Below are 16,492 nucleotides of genomic sequence, written 5' to 3' on the forward strand. Positions count from 1 at the left end.
ATCAGAATTAATTGTTTTTATCAGTCTATTTCACTGCATTGTAAAATGATGATAATACATCATTTAATTCATCAATATGCACTTCTTGACTTTCTGAATTATCGCGACGTTTTACCTCAACGATTCCTTCAGCTGCTTTTTTACCAACCATAACACGTACTGGCAAGCCAATTAAATCTGCATCGTTAAATTTAACCCCAGCACTTTCTTTACGATCATCATATAACACGTCATATTGATTTTTCAATTGACTATAAAGTTGTTCTGCAAGTTCTTTTTGATCATCTTTTTTAGGATTAATTGCAATTAAATGCACTTCATAAGGTGAGATAGCTTTTGGCCAAATAATCCCTTTGTCATCATGATGTTGCTCTATAACAGCTGCTAATGTTCTTGAAATACCAACACCGTAGCAACCCATAATTAAAGGTTTCGCTTTTCCTTGTTCATCTAAAAATGTAGCATTCATACTTTCAGAATATTTCGTTCCAAGTTTAAATACTTGTCCAACTTCAATACCTTCAGCAAATTTAGCTTTTCCTAAATTGTCAGGTAATGCTTCACCTTCTAAAATAAATCTAAAATCGCCATATGCTTCAATTTTAAAATCTCTGTCCACATTAGCATTTAAATAATGGAAGCCATTATCATTTGCTCCAACTGCTAAATTATTGATATCTTGAACAAAATTATCAGCATATATCTTAATTTGATCTACATTTACAGGTCCTAAACTACCAGGCTTTGCATTTAAAATATTTTCAATCTCATTATCATTAGCCATCTCGATATTTTCAGTTTTGAAATAAGATTTTAATTTAACATCATTTACTTCGTGATGTCCTCTAATAAGTATCATGACATACTCATCTTCAACTTTTATGATCATAGATTTAATAATTTTATCAACTGTTACATTTAAGAAATCAGCTAAAGCTTGAGCTGTTGTAACATTTGGCGTTTCAATCTTTTCTAAATCTTTCAAAGAAGTATGTTCATGGTTTGGAGTATATGCCACTTCTGCTTTTTCAATATTTGCAGCAAAATCACTCGTTTCACTATAAACTATTGTATCTTCACCAATTTCTGCTAGCGCCATAAATTCATGTGTATGGTCTCCACCAATAGCACCTGAGTCTGCTAATACAGGTCTAAAGTTCAAACCAACTCTTGTGAAAATTTTATGATAAGCGTTATACATATCATGATATGTCTCATCTAAAGAAGATTCATCAGCATGGAAAGAATACGCATCTTTCATAATAAATTCACGGCCACGTAATAGTCCGAATCTTGGACGCTGCTCATCTCTAAATTTAGTTTGTATTTGGAATAATGTTATTGGTAATCGTTTGTATGATTTTAATTCATCTCGTACAAGTGAAGTCACAACTTCTTCATGAGTAGGACCAAGACTAAAATCACGTTTGTTACGATCTTGTAGTCTCATTAGTTCAGGACCATAAGCGTCCCATCTACCTGATTCTTTCCATAATTCTGCTTGTTGTAATACAGGCATTAATACTTCAACACCATCAATGACTTCCATTTCTTCACGAACGATTTGTTCAATTTTATTAAGTACACGCTTAGCTGTTGGTAAATAACTATAAATACCACGCGCATTTTGTTTAATCATACCTGACTTTAATAAAAGTTTATGACTAATAGATTCCGCTTCTGCAGGAACTTCTCTTAATGTTGGTATAAATATTTTAGACTGTTTCATAAGTTTCCTCCTATAAATTACATGAAGTAACGTTGAATATCATTCCATGTAACCATAATCATTACAAATATTAAAAATACAGCACCAATTGAAAGCATAACCATTTCTGCTTTCTTATTAATTGGTCTTCTAAATATCATTTCATAAATTACAAATAATAGTCTACCACCATCTAAAGCTGGAATTGGTAATAAATTCATAATACCTAAATTCACACTTAACAATGCAGTGAAGCCCATTAATGTTTCAAAACCTTGTTTCACCACTGTATCAACATTACTATATATACCAACTGGACCATTTAACATATCAAACGAGAAACCACCCGTAAAGATGCTGCCAATTAAACTTAGTACAGCTTGGAAGATTACTTGACCAGCTACGATAGTCTTTTCAATTCCAGCTAATAATGGTCCAAATACTGTATGTTCTGTCGGTTGTGCTACACCAATAATGTATCTTGTTTCATATTTACCTTTACTTACTTCTTGTGTATCTTTCTTAGCCGCAACTTTGAAAGTCTTTTCTTTTCCATCTCGATCCACTTTTATTTCGACGGGTTCTGTTTTCTTCTCTTTAAAAATAGGCTGTATATCAGTGAATTCATTTATTTTTTTACCATCAACTGATTTAATTTCATCGCCTTTTTTAATACCTGCTGTTTGTGCTGGAGCACCATCTTGTAAATCTCCAAATACTGGATCATTTGTTGGTACGCCGTTCCAATAAGCTAGTCCTACGAATATTACAAGTGCAAGAATAAAGTTAAACAGAGGCCCTGCAAATAAAGTAAGAAATCTTTGATAAGGCTTTTTAGACATTAATTGTCTATCCTTTGGTGCGATTTGAATTAAGTCTCCACCTTGAACAAAATAAGCCTCTCTCGCTAATTTGAAATGGTGTCTTTCATCATCACTGGCAGTAATGCCTTCGATGTAGATTTCATCTTCAAAATCACTATCTTTAATTTCTAAATGCTCAATTTGTTGAAATTTATGTTGATCATCCATAATTACATGTGTTATTTCATTATGGTCATTCAATTTAATTGCAATATGCATACCAGGTGTTAAAGGGTTTTGTTCTAAACCATCGCCTGCCATTCTGACATATCCACCAACTGGCAGTAATCTAATTGTATAAAGTGTTTCATTTTTCTTATATGAGTAAATTTTCGGCCCCATACCTATAGCAAATTCCGGACACATAATACCAGCTCTTTTTGCAAAAAACATGTGTCCATACTCATGTACAGTAACTAAAAGACCAAAGACAAAGATAAATGCTAAAATTGTATAAATCACGCTTACACCCCGTAATCCTTAGATTTATAAGCTGCATCAATTTTTAGAATTGTTTCTAAATCTGGATGCTCTATAACTTCATGTTCTTTCATTGCTTCCTCAATCATATCTTCAATTTTTAAAAATGATATTTCATTATTCAAAAATTTGTGAACCGCCACTTCATTTACAGCATTTAATACAACAGGCATCGTGCCCCCTATTTTAATAGCTTCATAAGCAAAGTGTATACATTTAAATCGATTAAAATCCATTTCCTTAAAGTTCAATTGTCCTATTTGAGCTAAATTGAGTCTTTCAGCATCTCTAAATGCTCGTTTTGGGTATGTAAATGCATACTGTATAGGTGTTCTCATATCTGGAGTACCTAACTGTGCAATTACACTTGTGTCGTTAAATTCAACCATAGAATGAATAATACTCTCTTTATGTAAAACCGTTTCAATTTGATCAATATTCAAATCAAATAACCATTTAGCTTCAATCACTTCTAATCCTTTATTCATCATAGTTGCAGAATCAATCGTAATTTTTTGACCCATTGACCAATTAGGGTGATTTAAAGCATCTTCAAGTGTTACATTTTTCAAATCTGCTCGTTTTAAGTCTCTAAATGAACCTCCACTAGCAGTGATAATTAACTTGTTTATATCTTTTTGGTGTTCACCATTTAAACATTGAAAAATTGCTGAGTGCTCAGAATCTACGGGCAATATCTTTACATTTTTTTCTTTAGCTTTTTCCATTACAAGCTCACCAGCGACTACTAATGTTTCTTTATTAGCTAAAGCAATATCTTTACCTGCATCAATTGCAGCCATAGTAGGTCGTAATCCAATACTTCCTAATATAGAATTCAATAGCAAATCAGCGTTAGAATATGTCGCAACAGCTAATAATCCCTCTTCGCCATGTACGAGATCTACATCTAGATGTTTAAGTTTATCCATGTCTTCTTCATGTTGTACAGATACGAGCTCTGGATGAAATTCTTCTATTATATTTTGAGCATATGCAATATTTTTCCCTACTGATAATGCCACTAAATTAAACTGTGAGTTGTGTTCTCTTATAACATCTAATGCTTGTTGTCCCACTGACCCACTTGCTCCTAAAATAGCAATATTCTTCATAGATTTCACCCCAATTTACAATTGAAATAAGAAAAGATTTAACAATGGTAACACAAAGATAAAACTATCAAACCTGTCTAGTATACCACCGTGTCCTGGCATTATATTCCCTGAATCTTTAACACCAAAATGTCTTTTTAATCCTGATTCTACAAGGTCACCTAATTGACCAAACATACTTAATAGCATTGTTAATGGAATTAATAACCATAATGATACATCCATATTAAATGATTGTCCAAAAATAACCGCTACTATTAAGCTCGAGAAAATACCACCAATAAAACCTTCTATCGTCTTATTAGGACTAATTAATGGCCATAATTTATGCTTACCAAATAATCTACCAAATATATATGCACCAGTATCAGTTAACCACACTAATAGTAATGCAAATAAGATAAATTGTAAGCCATGTTCTCTCGTTTCATAAAAATACATAAAACCTATACCAATATATGTAACTGACATAACGCAAAAAGATGCATCCATGAAGTTAAATCTATTTTTAGACATGACTGTATAACTCAACATTAAGAAACTCATAATGATTAATAATTGTAACTGTATACGTATATCGTTATTAATCAGTTCTTGAGGTAATAAAATAATGCATAGTGAAATAACAGACAAAAAACCTGGTATAGAAACAATCGATAAATTATTCATATTTAAAATTTCTTTTAATGCAATAATCGCAAGTAGATACGCTAATGCGATGACAGGTAATCCCCCATATATTACGATTGGAAGAAATACAGCCATTGCAACGATTGCAGATATTGTTCTCGTCTTCATTTTTATCTCCTTTACAGCCCACCAAATCTACGTTGTCTCGACTGATAAATTTTCAAACAGTCTATTAAAGATTGTTCATCAAAATCTGGCCACAATGTTTTAGTAAAGATAAATTCACTATATGATGATTGCCAAATTAAGAAATTACTCAATCTTTCTTCTCCTGAAGTACGTATAAGCAATTCAGGATCTGGTATATCAGAAGTAAATAAATGTTTTTTCAAATTATCTTCACATACTTCATCAATAGATAAATGACCCTGTTCGACTTCATGATAAAGTTCTTTAACTGCATTTAGAATTTCAGCTCTACCACCATAATTCAATGCAAATACAAGATTTAATCCTGTATTATCTTTAGTTTTTTCGATAGCTTCTTCAATAGCATTTTTAGTATGCTTCGGCAAAGCCTCTGTAAAACCAATTGTCGTAACTTTAACATTTTTCTCGATGAGTTCAGGCAAGAACGTTTTAAGGAAATCAACAGGAAGTTTCATTAAATATTTCACTTCATCTTTTGGTCTTGACCAATTTTCCGTAGAAAAAGCGTATAGAGTCAAATATTTCACACCTAAATCATTTGCTTTACGTGTGATTTTTTTAACTGTTTGCATACCCTCATAGTGCCCTTTAACTCGAGGCATTTTTCTATTCTTAGCCCATCTACCGTTACCATCCATAATTATTGCTATATGTTCAGGGACTGTTAATTCAATGTCTTGATTATTTATTTGTTGTTTTTGCTTTATAAACTTTTTTATCATAGCGTCCTCCATCAAACAAACGCGAATTTATATGTATAATTAATTAAACATATCGTAATACATTTTATCACAAAAAGAACGGTTCTGTGTACATAAAGAAAAAAACCGTACCAAAGTCTGATTTGGTACAGTTCTTATCTTTAAACTTCCAAAATGTCATTTTCTTTTTGTGCAGTTAAATCATCTATCTGTTTGATGAAATCGTTCGTAATATCTTGAACTTCATCTGTTTGACTTCTTAAGTCATCTTCAGTAATATCGCCATTCTTTTCTTGTTTCTTCAAATCTTCATTTGAGTCACGACGAACGTTACGAATTGCTACTTTAGCACTTTCTGCTTCTTTTTTAGCTTCTTTCACTAATTCTTTTCTACGTTCTTCTGTTAATGCTGGTACTGAAATTCTAATGATTGTACCATCACTTGTTGGATTAACACCAAGATTTGCTGCATTAATCGCTTTAAGAACATCTTCAACTGAAGATTTATCGTAAGGTTGCACGACAAGTAAACGAGCTTCTGGTACAGAAATACCAGCTAATTGTTGAATTGGTGTTGGTACACCATAATACTCAACATTAACTCTTTCTAAAAGATTCGCATTTGCATGACCAGTTCTTATTGAAGCTAAATCTCTACTAAAACTTTCAATTGTTTTTGTCATTTTTGACTTTGTTTCTTGAATAACATCTGCCATGGAATTACACCTCATGTTTATTTTGTAATAATCGTACCGATTTCTTCACCTTGAACAGCACGTTTAATATTTCCTTCTTCCATAATTGAGAATACAACAAGTGGGATATCATTGTCCATACAGAACGATGAAGCTGTTGAATCCATTACTTGTAATCCTTCTTGTAACATTTGAATATATGTTAATCTTTCATATTTTTCTGCATTAGGATCTACTTTCGGGTCAGCAGAATAAACGCCATCTACGTTATTTTTACCCATTAAGATAACATCAGCTTCTACTTCAGCTGCTCTTAAAGCTGCAGTTGTATCTGTAGAGAAATATGGATTACCAATTCCTGCTGCAAATATAACCACTCTATTTTTCTCTAAGTGACGAATTGCGCGTCTTCTAATATATGGTTCTGCAACTTGTTTCATTTCAATTGAAGTTAATACACGAGTATCACATTCTAATTGTTCTAAACTATCTTGTAATGCTAAAGCATTCATTACTGTGGCTAACATGCCCATATAATCTGCAGTACCACGATCCATACCTAAATCGCTTCCTGTTTTACCTCTCCAAATGTTTCCGCCACCAACGATAACTGCAACTTCACAGTCCATTTGAGCAACTTCCGACACTTGTTGTGCTATACTTTTTATCACTACTGGGTTGATACCAAAGCCTGAATCACCGGCTAAAGCTTCTCCGCTTAGTTTTAGAACGACGCGATTATATTTAGAATTCTTAGTCATCTTGATCCCTCTCTATGCTTATAATTAGGTCTTTATATATAACGAAAGAAGACACAAGACGTGTCTTCTTTCTAAAAAGCAAACTTAGTTGCCTTTCATTTGTCCTTTTACTTCATCAGCAAAGTTATCAGAACGTTTCTCGATACCTTCCCCAACTTCGTAACGAACGAAATCTACAAGCACGCCACCTTCTGTTTTTAAGAATTCAGCAACAGTTTGGTCTGGATTTTTAACGAATGCTTGGTCTACAGCACAGATTTCTTCTAAATATTTACGCATTCTACCTTCAACCATTTTTTCAACGATATTTTCAGGTTTACCTTCATTTAAAGCTTGTTGTTTAAGAATTTCTTTTTCGTGAGCTAATTCTTCTTCTGAAACTTGGTCACGAGAAACAAATTTAGGATTTAATGCAGCAATGTGCATAGCAACGTCTTTAGCTGCATCAGCATTAGTTGAACCTTCAACAACAGTTAACACACCGATACGTCCAGCCATGTGTAAGTACTCACCGAATGAATCGTTGTCAGTTTTAGTTTTTAAAGTGAATCTACGTAATGTTAATTTTTCACCAATAGTAGAAATTGCTTCGTTCATTCTTTCGTCAACAGTTTGTCCATTTGCTAATTTAGAAGCATTTAATTCTTCAACATCAGCTGGTTTAACTTCAAGAATATGATCTGCCATTTCTTTAACTAAGTTTTGGAAACCTTCGTTACGAGCAACGAAATCTGTTTCTGCGTTTAATTCAAGAATTACAGCATCGTTACCTTTAGAAGCAACATAAGTTGTACCTTCAGCAGCAATACGGTCTGCTTTTTTAGCAGCTTTAGCAATACCTTTTTCACGTAAGTAATCTACCGCTTTGTCGATGTCACCATCAGTTTCTGTTAAAGCTTTTTTACAGTCCATCATACCTGCGCCAGTTTTTTCACGTAGTTCTTTGACAAGTTTAGCTGAAATAGCCATAATCTAATTCCTCCATTTATATAAGTAATAAGTTGTTTATAGTAAATCTTTCTAAAAAAAGGTGATAAGTTATAGAACCTTATCACCTTTTTGAAATTATGCTTCAGTAGTTTCAGTTGATTCTTCTTTAGGTGCTTGTTCTGTTTCTTTTAAGTCGATGTTTTGCTCTTCAGCTACATCTTCATTTGAAACGCCTTGTTGACCTTCTAAAATAGCGTCAGCCATTTTACCAGTTAACAATTTAACAGCACGAATAGCATCATCGTTTGCAGGGATAACATAATCGATTTCATCTGGATCACAGTTTGTATCAACAATACCAACGATTGGAATGTGTAATTTACGTGCTTCAGCAATCGCGTTACGCTCTTTACGAGGGTCAACTACGAATAATGCTTGAGGCATTGATTTCATATCACGAATACCGCCTAAGAATTTGATTAAACGGTTGTATTCTTTTTTAAGTTCTACAACTTCTTTTTTAGGTAGTACATCAAATGTACCGTCTTCTTCCATTTTTTCGATTTCAGAAATACGTTTTACACGTTTAGAAATTGTTTTGTAGTTAGTTAAGATACCACCTAACCATCTTTGGTTAATGTAGTAATGTCCAGCACGTTCAGCTTCTTCTTTAACTGACTCTTGTGCTTGTTTTTTAGTACCTACGAATAATACTTTACCGCCTTCTTCTGAAACAGATTTAATAAAGTTGTATGCTTCGTCAACTTTTTTAACTGTTTTTTGTAAGTCGATAATATAGATACCGTTTCTTTCTGTGAAAATATATTTTTTCATTTTTGGGTTCCAACGGCGTGTTTGGTGACCGAAGTGAACACCTGCTTCAAGCAATTGTTTCATTGAGATAACTGCCATGATAATTCCTCCTAATTGGTTTTATTCCGCCATATACACTTTTTATAGAAACAACATGATATGTTGCACCACTCTATAATTTACGTGAATATGTGTGAATTTGGCTTTTATAGCCGTTGTTAAATATATCACATCTTATACTGTTCATCAAGTATTTTATTTATTTAAACCTAATTCATCTAAGAAACGTTCTTTTTTGATTCGAATGAATGTACCTTTCATCCCTAAAGAACGTGATTCAATAACGCCAGCACTTTCTAATTTTCTTAATGCATTTACTATTACAGATCTTGTAATACCAACTCTATCAGCAACTTTTGAAGCTACTAATAAACCTTCAGGTGCACCAAGTTCTTCGAAGATATGTTCAATTGCTTCTCTTTCTGAATAAGAAAGTGAATTAATTGCCATAGTAATAGCTGCTTTATCTCTTGCTTCTTGTTCAATTTCGTTATGTTTTTCTCTTAAAATTTCCATTCCGATTACAGTTGCTGCATATTCACCAAGAACAAGGTCATTGTCATTAAAGTCTTGAGAAACACGACCAACTACTAATGTTCCTAAACGTTCACCGCCACCTAAAATAGGGAAGATTGTTGTTTGGCTATCTACGAATAGTTCTTTGTTTTCTGGTGGAAATACAGTTAGAACGTTCTCAATATCAATGTTAGACATTGTTTGTTCAACATGCATTAATTGATCAGTATATTCTTTAGGTATGTGTCTGTCTTCTAACATTTTAATAATACGCTCGTTACTTAATAATTCATTTAAGCTTGAACCTAGAATTTTACCTCTTCTTGACACAATAAATACATTTGTAACTGTTACATCACTTATAGTTTTTGCCATATCTTTAAAATCTACAGCAATACCTTTATGCTTTTGTAGTAATGTATTTAATTCTCTTGTTTTTGTTAATAAACTCATTTAATTTTTTCTCCTTTTTTATAGAATAAATGCACTTAAATCTTTATTTTTTGCAATCGATTCTAATTTTTGATTAACGTATTCTGGTGTAATATCTACTACTGCATTTGGCATATTTGAAGCTTCGAAAGAAAGATCTTCTAACATTTTTTCAAGTATTGTATGCAGTCTTCTTGCGCCAATATTATCTGTTTCTTGGTTCACTTGAAAAGCAATTTCAGCTAATCTATTGATAGCTTCATCAGTAAAGTTGATTGTTACTAATTCAGTTTGTAACATCGCTTTGTACTGTTCAAGTAATGATTGTTTTGGTTCTTTTAAAATTTTAACAAAATCTTCAGTAGTTAAACTGTCTAATTCAACACGAATTGGAAATCTACCTTGTAGTTCAGGTATTAAATCACTAGGTTTAGACATATGGAATGCCCCAGCCCCAATAAATAAAATATGCTCTGTATTGATAGAACCATATTTTGTTTGTACTACGCTGCCTTCTACTATAGGAAGAATATCCCTTTGAACGCCTTGTCTTGAAACATCTTGCCCACCATTATTATTACTAACTGCAATTTTGTCTATTTCATCAATAAACACCATGCCCATTTGTTCAGTTAACTGGATGGCTTCTTCATTTACTGATTCTTGATCAATTAATTCGTTAGCAATTTCATCAGTTAAAATTTTTCTTGCAGTTTTAACTGGTAGTTTACGTTCTATTTTTTTCTTAGGCATCATTTGACTTAACATATCTTGCATTTGTGGATTATTTTCCATGCCCATCATGCCTAAAGATTGTTGCTCTTGTTCTACTTTGATTTTAACAATTTCTTCTTCTAATTCACCGTTAGATAATTGATTCTTTATATCTTCACGTTTCGTTTTAATTTCTTCAGTTGGTGCTTCTTCAACTTCTTCTTGTTGGTTAAAGTTTGGAAATTGGCCGCCAAATAAAGATTCAAGTGGGTTGTTACCATTACTTTGTGCTTTTTTCTTCATACTTGGTACAAGTAATTTAATTAATTTTTCATTCGCTTTCTTAGTAGCGTCATCATGTACTTCTTTTTTCTTTTCCTCTTTGACTATACGACGACCTACTTCAACTAAATCTCGAATCATACTTTCAACATCGCGTCCTACGTAACCTACTTCAGTAAATTTCGTAGCTTCGACTTTTACAAACGGTGCTCCAACTAACTTAGCCATTCTTCTAGCAATTTCAGTCTTACCTACACCAGTAGGGCCAATCATAAGAATATTTTTAGGTATAATTTCACTTCTTAGTTGATCGTCTAACAAACTACGTCTATAACGGTTTCTTAGTGCAATAGCAACTTTACGTTTTGCATCTTGTTGACCAATGATATGATCATTTAATCGATCAACAATGTCGTGCGGTGTCATTTTCAATTGATTTTGTGACAACCTTAAACCCTCCATTTATATTTCTTCTACTTTTATTTCATGATTTGTAAATACACAAATATCTGCAGCAGTATTCAATGAAGCTTCCGCTATCTCTTTAGCTGATAAATGTGGTGCATATGACTTAAGCGCTCTTCCAGCACTTAATGCATAGTTACCGCCAGAACCAATAGCAATTATACCATCATCTGGTTCGATAACTTCGCCTGTACCACTTACAACTAATAAATCTGTCTCATTCATAACGATTAACATCGCTTCAAGTTGGCGTAGCATTTTATCTCCTCGCCATTCTTGAGCAAGCTCTACTGCAGCTCTCGTCAAATTCCCACTGTATTCTTGTAATTTGACTTCGAACTTTTCAAATAATGTAAAAGCATCTGCAACACTACCAGCAAAGCCAGCGACTACTTTATCATGATACAGTCTTCTAACTTTTCTTGCAGTTTGTTTCATGATGACTTGTTCACCTAATGTAACTTGGCCATCACCTGCCATTGCAGAATGTCCATTATGTCTAATAGCAAAAATTGTTGTTGCATGTAATGATGAACTCATTATAAATTCTCCTTTACGCACGTGGATGTGCAGATAGATATACTTTTCTTAACTGATCTTTCGTTACGTGTGTATATTGACTAGTCGTCGATAAACTTTCATGTCCTAATAAACTTTGAACACTTCTCATATCAGCACCTTGATTTAATAAATGTGTCGCAAATGTATGTCTCAATTTATGAGGATGAATATGATATACCCCTTGAGTTCGCTTCACTATTTCATTTAGTGCATAGCGCACACCTCGTTCAGTAATCGCTTGACCTCTCATATTTACAATTAAATAGTCATGATCAATATTTAATTGATTTCTGAAGCTTTCAAGATAATCCGTAATAGCACTTTGACAATATTCACCAAAAGGAACAATACGTTCTTTATTTCCTTTTCCTAAAACTTTTACAAATGAATAATTTAAGTCTATATCATTTATCTTTATATGCACTAACTCCGACACACGTATGCCTGTTGCATATAGCAACTCTAAAATTACTCTATCTCTAATATTTGTTTTCTTACCATCATCTAACGTTTTAAATAGCTTTTCCATTTCTTCTTCATAGAAAAAACTTGGTAAATGATGTTCTTTTTTAGGATGTACGAGCTGAACAAATGGATTTTGTATTTCACCATCTACGCTCATCCAATATTGGTATAAAGATCTTAGTGTCGAAATTTTTCGTGATACACTTGTTCGCTTATGTCCCTTATCATATAAAAAAGCAAGGTATCTCCTTGCATCTTTATACTCAAAAGAATCTAAAGATAAATGTTCGGATTGTAAAAATGCGTTAAACTCGTTTAAATCTAGCTGATATGCATTTAAAGTATGATTAGAAAATTGCTTTTCATACGTTAGCATATCAATAAACTGCTGTTCAATTGTATGCATCATTACTTATTCCTCCCAATTTATCTGAATTGTATCACAATTATAATAAATCTTAAAATATTTACTATAGCATTACTTTAAATGAGTTTAAGTGCTTAAGAGCGCGATTAGCTAATGTCTCGTAACGTACTTTTTTATCTTTAATTCGTTTTTCTAATGAAGGTAATAATCCAAAGTTCGCATTCATAGGCTGGAAATTTTTCTTATTAGCATGTGTTATATAATACGCCATACTTCCAATAATAGTTTCTCTTGGGAATTTAATAGGCTCTAAATCAGAAACTAATTTACTCGCATTAATACCCGCAATTAATCCACTTGCTGCACTTTCTACATACCCTTCAACACCTGTCATCTGTCCTGCAAAGAATAAATCATTTCTAGAGTTTAATTGATATGTTTCTTTTAAAGCGTTTGGTGAATTAATGAATGTATTTCTGTGCATAACACCATAACGCACGATATCTACATTTTCTAATCCTGGAATTAATGAAATAACTTCTTTTTGAGCACCCCATTTTAAATGAGTTTGGAAACCTACAATATTATATAAAGTACCTGCAGCGTCATCTTGTCTCAATTGAACAACTGCATATGGTCTTTTACCAGTTTTCGGATCTTCTAAACCTACAGGCTTCATTGGACCAAATAATAAAGTTTTCTTTCCTCTTTCAGCCATCACTTCAAAAGGCATACATCCTTCAAAATAAATTTCTTTTTCAAATTCTTTTAAAGGAACAACATCTGCTTTAATTAAAGCATTATAAAATGTATCAAATTCTTCTTCTGTCATAGGACAATTTAAGTAAGCTGCATCACCTTTATCATAACGTGATTTCAAATACACTTTATCCATATTGATTGATTCTTTATCAATAATTGGTGCAGCTGCATCATAAAAATACAATTGCTCCTCACCAGTTATATCCATAATTTGCTTCGTTAAGCTTTCTGTTGTTAAAGGACCAGTCGCAATTATTGTTGGACCTTCTGGTATCTCAGTAATTTCTTCGTTTTTCACAGTTATATTAGAATGATTTTTTAATGTATCTGTAATGTATCCTGCAAAATCATGTCTATCTACTGCAAGTGCCCCTCCCGCAGGAACACGAGCATTATCTGCAGCTTTGATAATAAGTGAATCAAGTTGTCTCATTTCTTCTTTTAAAACACCTACTGCATTTGTTAACTGATTACCACGTAGAGAATTCGAACATACTAGTTCAGCGAATTGATCTGTATGATGTGCAGGTGTTTGCTTAACCGGTCTCATCTCATATAAATTAACATGTATTCCCCTCTTGGCTATTTGATAAGCCGCTTCGGAACCAGCCAACCCAGCTCCTATAACGTTAATTGAAGTCATTTTATATGCCTCCTTGATTTTCCAATTTTTGCTCCACATTGAATTGTATAACAAATCTGAATTTAATCAAATGATAAAGTAATAATAATTTTTAAAATTTAGTGACGTTTTACCTTTAAATCATTAAAACAAAAAACAAGTGCAAAAAGTTATCCTTAAAAATAACTTTTTGCACTTTATATTTCTATTTTTGTTCTTGTTCTTTATAATCACAATTTGGACACACTACTTGAGCTGATTTTCCTTTTTTACGCTCAACTAATACAGTTTCACATTTAGGACATGAACGATCTAACGGTTTATCCCATGATGTGTAATCACATTCAGGATATCTAGAACAACCGAAGAATATTCTATTCTTTTTAGATTTACGTTCTACAACTTCGCCCTCTTTACATTTAGGGCACTTCACGCCGATTGTTTTAATGATTGCTTTTGTATTTCTACAATCTGGGAAGTTGGAACATGCCATAAACTTACCATATCGGCCCATTTTATAAACCATTGGAGAACCACATAATTCACAATCTTCACCAGCTGGTTCATCTTTAATTTCGATTTTTTCCATTTCTTCTTCTGCTCTAGCTACATCTATTTTGAAATTCTCATAAAACATATCTATTACTTTCTTCCACTCAATTTCACCATCAGCTACTTTATCTAGAAGTGTTTCCATATTAACAGTAAAGTCTACATCTATGATTTCAGGGAAGTACTCTTTAACAGATTCATGAACGATTTCTCCTAGTTCAGTTGGAACAAATCTTTTTTGATCGACTTTTACATAATTTCTCTTTTGTATTGTGTCAATTGTTGGTGCATAAGTCGACGGTCTACCAATTTTAAGTTCTTCTAAAGTCTTAACTAAACGTGCCTCAGTGTATCGAGGTGGTGGTTGAGTAAAGTGCTGTTTTGGATCAATTTTCTCAGCAGTTACAAGGTCACCTTTTTCTAACGGTGGTAACTTGCCTTCTTTTTCTTCATCCGTATCATCTTTAGTTTCAACATAAACTTTCATGAAACCTTTAAATTTGATAGTTTGACCATTTGCTCTGAATTTCAAATCACCTTGCGTAATATCAGCTGCAACAGTATCTGCGATTGCTGGAGCCATTTGACTAGCCATGAAACGTTCCCAAATCAATTTATACAAACGATATTGATCTCTAGATAAGAATGCTTTCATTTGATCAGGAGTACGTTCAACGCCTGTTGGTCTCACAGCTTCGTGGGCATCTTGTGCGCCTTGTTTACCTTTTGTTTCTTTTGATTTTGATAAATATTCTTTACCATATTGATTCTCAATAAATGTCGCAGCTTCTGCTTTTGCACTGTCAGCAATACGTGTAGAGTCTGTTCTCATATAAGTAATTAAACCAACTGTACCTTGGCGTTTCAAATCGATACCTTCGTATAATTGTTGTGCAAGCATCATTGTTTTTCTCGCTTTAAAATTCAATTTACGAGAAGCTTCTTGTTGTAAAGAAGAAGTGGTAAATGATTTAGCTGGATATCTCAGTTTTTCTTTTTTAGTTACTTGAGTGACTTCGAATTTATCTCCATCTAATTGAGTTGTTATTTTTTTAACATCATTTTCAGTTTTTAATTTAACTGGTTTACTTTTTTCATGTAAAAACTTCGCACTAAATGATTTTGTTTTATGTTTAAATAAACCTTCAATTGTCCAATACTCTTCAGGCTTGAAATTATTAATTTCATTTTCACGATCTATAACTAGTCTTAATGCTACAGATTGTACACGACCAGCTGATAAACCTTTTTTAACTTTTTTCCATAAAACAGGAGAAATATTATAACCAACTAATCTATCTAAAATTCGACGTGCTTGTTGAGCATCTACTAATTCATGCTCGATTTCTCTAGGATGCTTAAAACTATCTTTTACTGCATCTTTTGTAATTTCATTAAATACTACTCTTGATTTTTCATTTTTATCTATATCTAATATATGTGCTAAATGCCACGCAATCGCTTCGCCTTCACGGTCCGGGTCACTTGCAAGATAAACGTTCTTTGCTTTTTTAGCATAACGTTTTAAATCTTTGACGACTGGTCCTTTACCGCGAATAGTTATATATCTAGGTTCATAATTATTTTCAACATCAACGCCCATTTGACTACGAGGTAAATCTCTTACATGCCCCATAGATGCAACGACTTTATATTTTTTTCCTAAATATTTTTCAATGGTTTTTGCTTTTGCAGGCGATTCAACAATGACAAGATTTTCTGCCAAAGTAAGTCCCCCTTGCTTTTCTATTGATTACAAGTGTAAATGATAAACTGATAAATTCAGCT

At 32.9% G+C, this 16,492-nt stretch carries 15 protein-coding genes; all 15 read right to left on the bottom strand.

Annotated features, from left to right (window positions below; translation table 11 throughout):
- Positions 1-25: 25 nt before the first annotated feature.
- Complete coding sequence (locus LQ609_RS00960; RefSeq protein WP_078356152.1) at positions 26-1,729, bottom strand: proline--tRNA ligase; 1,704 nt, start codon at positions 1,727-1,729, stop codon at positions 26-28.
- A 17-nt stretch (positions 1,730-1,746) separates the two neighbouring features.
- Positions 1,747-3,033: an RIP metalloprotease RseP gene (gene rseP, locus LQ609_RS00965; RefSeq protein WP_078356151.1), complete on the bottom strand. Its 1,287-nt coding sequence runs from the start codon at positions 3,031-3,033 to the stop codon at positions 1,747-1,749.
- A 2-nt stretch (positions 3,034-3,035) separates the two neighbouring features.
- On the bottom strand, positions 3,036-4,166 hold the full coding sequence (gene dxr / locus LQ609_RS00970) for a 1-deoxy-D-xylulose-5-phosphate reductoisomerase (RefSeq protein WP_078356150.1): 1,131 nt from the start codon (positions 4,164-4,166) through the stop codon (positions 3,036-3,038).
- Positions 4,167-4,181: 15 nt separating this feature from the next.
- Entirely contained in the window at positions 4,182-4,964 is a 783-nt protein-coding gene (locus LQ609_RS00975) for a phosphatidate cytidylyltransferase (protein ID WP_078356149.1), read from the bottom strand.
- 11 nt (positions 4,965-4,975) lie between these two features.
- Complete coding sequence (locus LQ609_RS00980; protein ID WP_078356148.1) at positions 4,976-5,728, bottom strand: isoprenyl transferase; 753 nt, start codon at positions 5,726-5,728, stop codon at positions 4,976-4,978.
- Positions 5,729-5,868: 140 nt separating this feature from the next.
- Positions 5,869-6,423: a ribosome recycling factor gene (frr, locus tag LQ609_RS00985; protein WP_078356147.1), complete on the bottom strand. Its 555-nt coding sequence runs from the start codon at positions 6,421-6,423 to the stop codon at positions 5,869-5,871.
- Positions 6,424-6,440: 17 nt separating this feature from the next.
- Positions 6,441-7,163: a UMP kinase gene (gene pyrH, locus LQ609_RS00990; protein WP_078356146.1), complete on the bottom strand. Its 723-nt coding sequence runs from the start codon at positions 7,161-7,163 to the stop codon at positions 6,441-6,443.
- Positions 7,164-7,247: 84 nt separating this feature from the next.
- Positions 7,248-8,135, bottom strand: coding sequence for a translation elongation factor Ts (tsf, locus tag LQ609_RS00995; protein WP_174221880.1), 888 nt, complete (start codon positions 8,133-8,135; stop codon positions 7,248-7,250).
- 93 nt (positions 8,136-8,228) lie between these two features.
- Positions 8,229-9,005 (bottom strand): 30S ribosomal protein S2, encoded by a 777-nt coding sequence (gene rpsB / locus LQ609_RS01000; protein WP_078356144.1) that lies wholly within the window; start codon positions 9,003-9,005, stop codon positions 8,229-8,231.
- 156 nt (positions 9,006-9,161) lie between these two features.
- Positions 9,162-9,935, bottom strand: a complete 774-nt coding sequence (gene codY, locus LQ609_RS01005; RefSeq protein ID WP_078356143.1) for a GTP-sensing pleiotropic transcriptional regulator CodY — start codon at positions 9,933-9,935, stop codon at positions 9,162-9,164.
- A gap of 18 nt (positions 9,936-9,953) precedes the next feature.
- Complete coding sequence (hslU, locus tag LQ609_RS01010; protein WP_411815740.1) at positions 9,954-11,336, bottom strand: ATP-dependent protease ATPase subunit HslU; 1,383 nt, start codon at positions 11,334-11,336, stop codon at positions 9,954-9,956.
- A 36-nt stretch (positions 11,337-11,372) separates the two neighbouring features.
- Positions 11,373-11,915 (bottom strand): ATP-dependent protease subunit HslV, encoded by a 543-nt coding sequence (gene hslV, locus LQ609_RS01015; RefSeq protein ID WP_037560086.1) that lies wholly within the window; start codon positions 11,913-11,915, stop codon positions 11,373-11,375.
- Between the two features lie 13 nt (positions 11,916-11,928).
- Complete coding sequence (gene xerC / locus LQ609_RS01020) at positions 11,929-12,807, bottom strand: tyrosine recombinase XerC (RefSeq protein ID WP_107509531.1); 879 nt, start codon at positions 12,805-12,807, stop codon at positions 11,929-11,931.
- Between the two features lie 64 nt (positions 12,808-12,871).
- Positions 12,872-14,173 carry an FADH(2)-oxidizing methylenetetrahydrofolate--tRNA-(uracil(54)-C(5))-methyltransferase TrmFO gene (gene trmFO / locus LQ609_RS01025; protein WP_078356141.1) on the bottom strand — a complete coding sequence of 434 codons (1,302 nt, stop codon included), beginning with the start codon at positions 14,171-14,173 and terminating at the stop codon, positions 12,872-12,874.
- Positions 14,174-14,357: 184 nt separating this feature from the next.
- On the bottom strand, positions 14,358-16,430 hold the full coding sequence (gene topA, locus LQ609_RS01030; RefSeq protein WP_078356140.1) for a type I DNA topoisomerase: 2,073 nt from the start codon (positions 16,428-16,430) through the stop codon (positions 14,358-14,360).
- Positions 16,431-16,492: the final 62 nt, after the last annotated feature.

Source organism: Mammaliicoccus sp. G-M28, assembly GCF_022386595.1.
GTDB classification, from domain to species: domain Bacteria; phylum Bacillota; class Bacilli; order Staphylococcales; family Staphylococcaceae; genus Mammaliicoccus; species Mammaliicoccus fleurettii.

Bases quoted from the DNA above. Each gene is read 5' to 3' on its own strand.
- frr (WP_078356147.1), bottom strand. From the start codon at position 6,423: ATGGCAGATGTTATTCAAGAAACAAAGTCAAAAATGACAAAAACAATT.
- LQ609_RS00980 (WP_078356148.1), bottom strand. From the start codon at position 5,728: ATGATAAAAAAGTTTATAAAGCAAAAACAACAAATAAATAATCAAGAC.
- xerC (WP_107509531.1), bottom strand. From the start codon at position 12,807: ATGCATACAATTGAACAGCAGTTTATTGATATGCTAACGTATGAAAAG.
- hslU (WP_411815740.1), bottom strand. From the start codon at position 11,336: ATGACACCGCACGACATTGTTGATCGATTAAATGATCATATCATTGGT.
- trmFO (WP_078356141.1), bottom strand. From the start codon at position 14,173: ATGACTTCAATTAACGTTATAGGAGCTGGGTTGGCTGGTTCCGAAGCG.
- dxr (WP_078356150.1), bottom strand. From the start codon at position 4,166: ATGAAGAATATTGCTATTTTAGGAGCAAGTGGGTCAGTGGGACAACAA.
- hslV (WP_037560086.1), bottom strand. From the start codon at position 11,915: ATGAGTTCATCATTACATGCAACAACAATTTTTGCTATTAGACATAAT.
- LQ609_RS00975 (WP_078356149.1), bottom strand. From the start codon at position 4,964: ATGAAGACGAGAACAATATCTGCAATCGTTGCAATGGCTGTATTTCTT.
- rpsB (WP_078356144.1), bottom strand. From the start codon at position 9,005: ATGGCAGTTATCTCAATGAAACAATTGCTTGAAGCAGGTGTTCACTTC.
- LQ609_RS00960 (WP_078356152.1), bottom strand. From the start codon at position 1,729: ATGAAACAGTCTAAAATATTTATACCAACATTAAGAGAAGTTCCTGCA.
- codY (WP_078356143.1), bottom strand. From the start codon at position 9,935: ATGAGTTTATTAACAAAAACAAGAGAATTAAATACATTACTACAAAAG.
- pyrH (WP_078356146.1), bottom strand. From the start codon at position 7,163: ATGACTAAGAATTCTAAATATAATCGCGTCGTTCTAAAACTAAGCGGA.